We start from the raw sequence: 6964 nt of genomic DNA, 5'->3' as shown, positions 1-6964 counted from the left end.
CCGCGGCGGGATCGGCGCGGCAGGCCGCCAGGTTGGCCCGCACGGCGGCCAGCGCCCGCGGCGAGCTGTCGACGAAGTCGCAGGCCGCGGCGCCCCGGCTCAGCGCCTCGATGCCCAGCCCGCCCGCGCCGCAGCACAGATCGACCACCGGCGCGCCCTCGACGCGGCGGCCCAGGATGGAGAACAGGGCCTCCTTGACCCGGTCCGTCGTCGGCCGTGTGGCCAGGCCCTCCGGCGCGTCGAGACGACGCCCGCGCCAGCTGCCGGCGACGACCCTCACGTCCCCACCGCCGCGCGCTGTCGCTGCCAGGCGACGTGCCGAGTGAGGGCGCGGCGGGCCGTGACCTCGGGCGCGGTCTGGTCCGTGCGCACCCGGAAATCGGCGGCGCGGGCGTAGAGCGGCCGCCGTTCGCCGTCGAGCGCCTTGGCCGCCGCCCAGTCCCCCGCGGCCAGCAGGGGGCGGTCGTCGCCGGCCGCCGCCGCCGTGGCCAGCCGGGTCTGCAGCGTCTCCCAGGGGGCGTCCAGCCAGATCACGCAGCCCGCGGCGCGCATCAGGGCCACCGCGGCGGGCGTCGTGACGAGGCCGCCGCCGCAGGCGATCACCAGGTCGGCATCCTTCGCCAGGGCATCCAGCGCCGCGAACTCGGCGGCCCGGAAACCCGGCTCCCCCCGCGACCGGAACAGCTCGCCGATGCCGGCGCCCTCGCGCCGCACGACCTCGCGGTCGAGATCGACCACCGGCAGCAGCGCCCGCTCCCCGAGCAGGCGCGCCACGGTGCTCTTGCCGCTGCCCATGAAGCCGATCAGGGAGATCCACACGCCGCGCCTCCGACCCGTAGGGGTGCCGGTGGCGAGCATAGGCAAAACGGGGGCGCCGGGCAAGCACAGCCCGGCGCCCGGTCCGAGGGAAGTCCCAGGTGGGCTCAGACGGCGTCGCCGACGCCGACCGTCTCGGGCTCCTCCACCCCGTCGCGCATCCCGGCCAGCACCGCCGACGCGATGGCCTCGGTCGCGTCGCGGGCCGCCAGCTCCGCGGCCTCGTCCTCGCCGTAGGGCGACGTCTCCCCCGTCTCGTAGCGCAGCAGCTTGCGGTAGAGGGTCGAGGGGTTGATCTCCAGGATGTCCGCGGCGCGCTTCTTGTGGCCCGAGACGCTGGCGAGCACCTGCTCGATGTGCAGGCGTTCGATCTGCTCCAGGGGCACGTGGGTGCCGATCGCCTCGGAGGCCGAGACCGTGCAGGGCAGCGGCGTGGCGACCGCCGGGGGCAGGTCGTGGCGCATGATGCGCTCGCCCTCGCGGATGATGCTGGCCCGCTCCAGGACGTTCTCCAGCTCGCGCACGTTGCCGGGCCAGTCGTAGGCCGACAGCGCCCGCAGGGCGTCGTCCTCGAGCGCCGCGCCGAGCTTGCCGGGATAGTCCGGCCACGTCTTGCGCAGGAAGTGGTCGCAGAGCAGCGGGATGTCGTCGCGCCGCGCCCGCAGCGGCGGCAGGTCGATGGGGATGACGTTCAGGCGGTAGAACAGGTCGGTGCGGAAGCGGCCGGCGGCCACCTCCAGGTCGAGGTCGCGGTTGGTGGCGGCGATGACGCGCAGGTCCACCTTGACCGGCTTGCTCGAACCCACGGGGTAGATCTCCCGCTCCTGCAGCATGCGCAGCAGCTTGACCTGGATGGCGTGGGGCGTCTCGCCGATCTCGTCCAGGAAGATCGTGCCGCCCTGCGCCTGGCGGCAGAAGCCGTCGTGGTCGCGGTCCGCGCCGGTGAACGAGCCCTTCACGTGGCCGAACAGCTGGCTCTCGAGCAGGGTCTCGGGGATCGCGCCGCAGTTGATGGGCACGAACGGCTTGTCGACCCGCTCGCTGCGCTCGTGGATCGAGCGGGCGATGAGCTCCTTGCCGGTGCCGCTCTCGCCGTTGATCATGACGGTCGCCGACGTCGCGCTGATCTTGCCGATGAGCCGGTAGACCTCCTGCATGCGCGCGCTCTGGCCGATGATCCGCGTCTGGCCGCGCGTGCGCGTCAGCTCGCGCTTCAGGTGCACGTTCTCGCGGCGCGTCTGCCGCAGCTGGAGCGCGTTGCGCACCGCGACCTTGATCTCGTCGTTCTTGCAGTGCTTCTGCAGGTACGAGTAGGCGCCGAGGTTCACGGCGTCGATGGCCGACTGTTCGCTGGCATAGGCCGTGAGCATGATCACCGGCGTCGTGGGGTCGATGGCCTTGATGCCCTTCAACAGCTGGATCCCGTCCACCTTGGGCATCTGGATGTCGCTGAGCACGACCGCGAAGGGGTCGGCTTCCATCAGCTGGAGGGCCTCGGCGCCCGAGCCCGCCGCGACCACCTCGTAGCCTTCCTTCTCCAGCAGGATGGAGAGGTACTGCCGCATCGATTCCTCGTCGTCGACGACCAGGATCCGGTTCTCCGTCATGAAACGCTCCTTGGGTCGAGCCGCGCGGGCGGCCGTGCTTCTCCCGTCCGTCCCGCTTGTTATCGGTCAGATTGCAAGGGGCTTGAGTCCGAAGGTGCAGGAATCCTCATCAGGCGACGCCCGGCCGGGGCAGAATGCAACGGCGGCTACACGGCGAGCAGGTCGGGAGCGGCGGCGGCCCCGGCGGTGTCCAGCACCAGGGGCAGGTCGATGCGGAACTCGGCGCCCCCGTCCGGCGCGGCGCCGACCAGGATCTCGCCCCCATGGGCCGTGACGATGCGCTGCACGACGGGCAGCCCGAGCCCGGTGCCGCCGGTCTTGGTGGTGACGAAGGGGCGGAACAGGGTGTCCCGCACCTCCGGCGCGATGCCCGGCCCGGTGTCCGCGACGACGAGGCGGCAGACGGAGTTGTCGTCGTCCAGCGTCGCGCCCAGAGTCAGCGTGCCGCGGCCGTCCATCGCCTCGCAGGCGTTGAGCGAGAGGTTCAGCAGCACCTGCTGCATCTGCTCGGGGTCCATGAGCACCAGCAGGTCGTCGGGTTCGATCGCGGTGACGATGCGCAGGCCCTCGCGTCCCTGCTGGTGCATGCGGACCTGGAAGGCGATGTCCTCCAGGAAGGGCTTCAGCTCCGCCAGCTGGCGGACCGCCGGCCGCAGCCGGGCGTAGGCGAGGAAGTCGCTGACGATGCGGTTGACCCGCTCGCTCTCCTTCAGGATCAGCGCCAGCAGCCGCTGCTCCTGGCCGCCGACCTCCAGCTCCGCGGCCAGCAGCTCCGCGCTGCCGCGGATGCTGCCCAGGGGGTTGCGGATCTCGTGCGCGATGCTGGCGGACAGCTCGCCGATCGCGGCCAGCCGGTCGTTCTCGCGCATGCGCTCGCGCAGGGCGTTGACCTCGCTCAGGTCCTGGAAGATGGCGACGGCGCCGGCCTGGCGGCCCGCCTCGTCGCGGACGGGGTGGACGCTGATCCCGACGGGCAGCTGCCGCCCCTCGGGCAGGGTCAGCAGGATCTCGCGGCGGGCCACCGCCTCGCCGCCGGCCAGCACCTGGACCACGGCGCGGGCGAACTCGCGGCGCCCCTCGTCGAAGGCGTCGGCGACGGTCTGGCCGGCGAGGTCCTCCTCGCGCACGCCCAGGATGCGCGCCGCGGCGGGGTTCGCGCGCTGGATGACGCCGTGGCGGTCGGAGATCACCAGGCCGCTGCCGAGGTTCGCCAGGACGTTGCGCAGGTCGGTGCGCAGCGACCGCTCGCGCGCCGACGCCAGGCGGCCCTCGGCGCGCGCGCGCCGCAGCCGGCGCAGCAGCTCCGCGCTCGCGATCAGCAACAAGCCCAACAGGGCCCAGGGCATCGGCGGCCTCCCGGTCGCGCCGCGCACCGCGCGCGGCTCACCGAAAGATCATCGGCCGGCCCGGCCGGAACTTGACCCGCCGGTGCGGCCGGCGGCGGGTTTCGTGTCGTAGAGCAACAGCGGGCCGAGGCGCGCCGACAGCTTCGGCCCGATGCCCTTGACCCGCCGCAGGTCCTCCTGGTCGCGGAACGGCCCGCCGCGTTCCCGTTCGGCCACGATGCGGCCCGCGAGCACCGCGCCGACGCCCGGCAGGCAGGTCAGGGTATCGGCGGTGGTGAGGTTGACGTGGAAGGGGGGCACCGGCGGCGCCGGCGCGACCTCCTCGACGACCAGGGCCGGCAGCATCGCGTCCAGGAAACCCGGCTCGCGCCAGGCGCCGTCGGCGTCCACGAGCAGGGCGTGGCGGACCCAGCGGCCGGCCAGCACCGCGACGAACAGCAGCAGCAGGCCCGCGGTTTCGCGTCGGGTCACGTCGTCTCCGGCCGGCGCGCGCCGGCGGCGGGGAGGCGGTCAAGGGCGTGGGAGACGCCCGTGGCGGGAGTCGTGGCGGGAGGTCAGCGCCTCAGGGTCCACTGCAGGCGCCAGCGCATCTCGCGTCCCGGGGACGGGACCAGATCGTCGACGGCCGTGGTCACGCCGGTGAGGTTGCGCAGCTCGATCCCCAGGTCCGCACCGACCAGGCGGAACGAGCCCAGCAGGTGGTGCAGCGTGCGGGCCGGCACGTCGACGGCGCCGCCGGGGAGCCAGGGATCCGCCATGGCGCCGCGGTACTCCAGGACGTAACCCACCTCGAGGATGCCGTCCTCGCGGAAGGCGTGGCGTTCCCAGAACACGTTCAGCACGGCGGACCGGTCCGGCGGCAGGGCCAGCGGCGAACCGGCGCCGACGTCGGTCCCGCGCCAGCTCGCCGACGCCTCCCAGCGCAACCAGCCGGCCAGCCGGACGGCGCGCGCGGCGGCGATCGTCGCGGCCCAGCCCTCGAGCTCCACGTCGTTGGCCCAACGGCCCGTCTCTGAGCCGGAGGTCACCGCGCGCCAGCCGATGCCGTCGCGCAGCCGGCGCCACGTCGCGTCGAATCGTAACGAGTGCCCGGCGAAACGGCCGTCGGCGGCGAGCGTCGCCTCGGTGAGGTCCTCCCAGCCCAGACCGCGCGCCGGCAGCAGCACGACGGGCTGGCCGTCGGAGAACACGCGTTCGGCCGTGAACAGTTCGTCCAGCCGCGGGGCCCGCCCGCCGCGGCTCAACCCCACGCGCAGCGGCCCGCCGGCAGGACGCCAGGCGGCGCCCAGGTGCGGCGACCAGCCGGCGAGTTCGTGCCAGCGGCCGGCGCACTCGAGGCGCCAGTCGGCCAACGTCCGGGCCGCGACGTCCGGCGGACCCCAGACGGCGACGACGTGCGCTTCGTGGCCCGTCGCGCCCACACGCGCGGTGTCCGCCCCCGCCCAGGCCGCGGTGCCCGCGGCGTCATCGGACAGCCGCCAGGACGCGACCTGCGCGTCCAGCCGCCAGGCGCCGCGGCCGAGTTCCAGGCGGGCGCCGTCGCGGGCCGTCTCCACCTTGCGGTCGTCGGCGCCGATCTCCCGCACCACGTCCACGCGCGAGGACCACAGGCCGGCGCTCAGCTCGCCGTCGCCCCAGGCCTGCCGCCAGCGCGCGGTCGTGCGGTCGCCCCAGGTCTCCTGGCGAAGCGCGCCGTAGCGCGTCAGGCCGGTCTTGTGGCGGCGATCGCGGGCGTAGCCCACCGCCAGCGTCGAAGCATCGGGGAAGCGGCGGGTCAGGGTCGTGCGGGACAGGCGCGAGCGGCTCTCGGCGACGCCGGCCGTGACGCTGCCGTCCTGCGGCAGTTCGTCGAGCAGCTCCTCGAAGTCGAAGCGCGCTTCCCAGGGCGCTTGCTGGGTGCGCAGGGAGAGCCTTCGCAGGTAGGTGTCCCCCGCCCCCTTGAAGAAGGCGCTGTCCAGCAGGCTGCTGCCCGTGTCCGCCGGGCAGGACACCCAGGAGAGTCTCGGCGCGCCGCCGCCGCGTGGATCCTGGGCGAAGCCGACCCGCGCGAGGTCCACGCCGGCCAGCGACCAGGTCCAGGGATCGTCGGCCCAGCGGTGCCCGAGGTTCAGCGGCAAACCGTCCAGTTCGGCGAACGGGACGGCGTCGTCGCCGGGCAGGTGCAGCGCGAGCAGGGGCGCACCCGGCGCGCCGTCCCTGACGGCGATCAGCGGCGTGCTGCGGCCCAGCAGGTCGGCGACGTCACCGGCGAAGGGCACCCAGGGCGTGCGCGAACCGGTCGGCACCTCGACCAGCGCCGACGACCAGATGCCGGCCGGCGCGACGGCCTGCGCGCCGGCAGTCATGACCGGGACCACGGCCAGCACCAGCGCCGCGGCGCCGGCCGAGAGCGAGCGGGTCAGGCGTCCCCGCCTCATCGCGCCACCAACCGGCGACCGTCGCGCCACACCTCGCGCACGGGATTGCGCCCGGCGTGGTAGGGCACCAAACGGAAGTCGTCGACGTCCAGCACCAGGAAGTCCGCGGCGCGGCCCGGCGCCAGCGAACCGACCTCGTCCTGGAGACCGAGCGCCCAGGCGGCGTTCACCGTGGAGGCCGCCAGGGCCTCGGCCGGCGTCAGGCGCATCTGGGTGCAGGCGATGGACTGGATCAGGGGCACCGAGGCGATCGGGCAGCTGCCGGGATTGAAGTCGGTGGCCAGGGCCACCGCGACGCCCGCCGCGATCATCGCCCGCGCCGGAGCGTAGCCGCGCAGCCCGAGCGAGAAGACCGTCCCGGGCAGCAGCACCGCCACGGTCGGCGACCCCGCCAGGGCGGCGATGCCCGCGTCGTCGATGCGGATGAGGTGGTCCGCCGAATCCGCCCCCAGGCGCGCGGCCAGGGCCGCGCCCCCGAACGGTTCCAGCTCGTCGGCGTGGACGGTGGCGCGCAGGCCGAGCTCCCGGCCCCGGCGCAGGATCGTCGCGGTCTGCTCGAGGTCGAAGACCGAAGGCTCGCAGAAGACGTCCAGCCGCTCGGCGAGGCCCTCGCCGGCGATGCGCGGCAGGATCTCCGCGCAGACCAGCCGGACGTAGTCGTCGCGCCGGTCCCGGTACTCCGGCGGCACCTCGTGGGCGGCGAGGCAGGTGCGGACCACCCGCAGGCCGACCGTGGCGGCCGCGTCACCGGCGATGCGGAGCATGCGCGCTTCGTCGT

General features: G+C 74.3%; 7 protein-coding genes. All 7 read right to left on the bottom strand.

Features of this window, described 5'->3' with window-relative positions; translation table 11 throughout:
* A partial coding sequence (locus Q7W29_02790; protein MDO9170738.1) for an RsmD family RNA methyltransferase occupies nucleotides 1-280 on the bottom strand: 280 nt, incomplete at its 3' end.
* Nucleotides 277-819 (bottom strand): shikimate kinase, encoded by a 543-nt coding sequence (locus Q7W29_02785; protein MDO9170737.1) that lies wholly within the window; start codon nucleotides 817-819, stop codon nucleotides 277-279. The genes Q7W29_02790 and Q7W29_02785, both read right to left, overlap by 4 nt.
* Before the next feature lie 104 nt (nucleotides 820-923).
* Nucleotides 924-2423 carry a sigma-54 dependent transcriptional regulator gene (locus Q7W29_02780; GenBank protein MDO9170736.1) on the bottom strand — a complete coding sequence of 500 codons (1500 nt, stop codon included), beginning with the start codon at nucleotides 2421-2423 and terminating at the stop codon, nucleotides 924-926.
* Nucleotides 2424-2569: 146 nt separating this feature from the next.
* Entirely contained in the window at nucleotides 2570-3769 is a 1200-nt protein-coding gene (locus Q7W29_02775) for a PAS domain-containing protein (protein ID MDO9170735.1), read from the bottom strand.
* 48 nt (nucleotides 3770-3817) lie between these two features.
* On the bottom strand, nucleotides 3818-4240 hold the full coding sequence (locus Q7W29_02770; GenBank protein ID MDO9170734.1) for a helix-hairpin-helix domain-containing protein: 423 nt from the start codon (nucleotides 4238-4240) through the stop codon (nucleotides 3818-3820).
* An 83-nt stretch (nucleotides 4241-4323) separates the two neighbouring features.
* Nucleotides 4324-6186, bottom strand: a complete 1863-nt coding sequence (locus tag Q7W29_02765; GenBank protein ID MDO9170733.1) for a TonB-dependent receptor — start codon at nucleotides 6184-6186, stop codon at nucleotides 4324-4326.
* Nucleotides 6183-6964 (bottom strand): amidohydrolase family protein (locus Q7W29_02760; GenBank protein ID MDO9170732.1); only part of this gene is annotated, 782 nt, incomplete at its 5' end. The genes Q7W29_02760 and Q7W29_02765, both read right to left, overlap by 4 nt.

The organism is bacterium, assembly GCA_030654305.1.
Lineage (GTDB): Bacteria > Krumholzibacteriota > Krumholzibacteriia > LZORAL124-64-63 > LZORAL124-64-63 > PNOJ01.
This window is presented reverse-complemented; position numbering and strand designations above follow the sequence as displayed.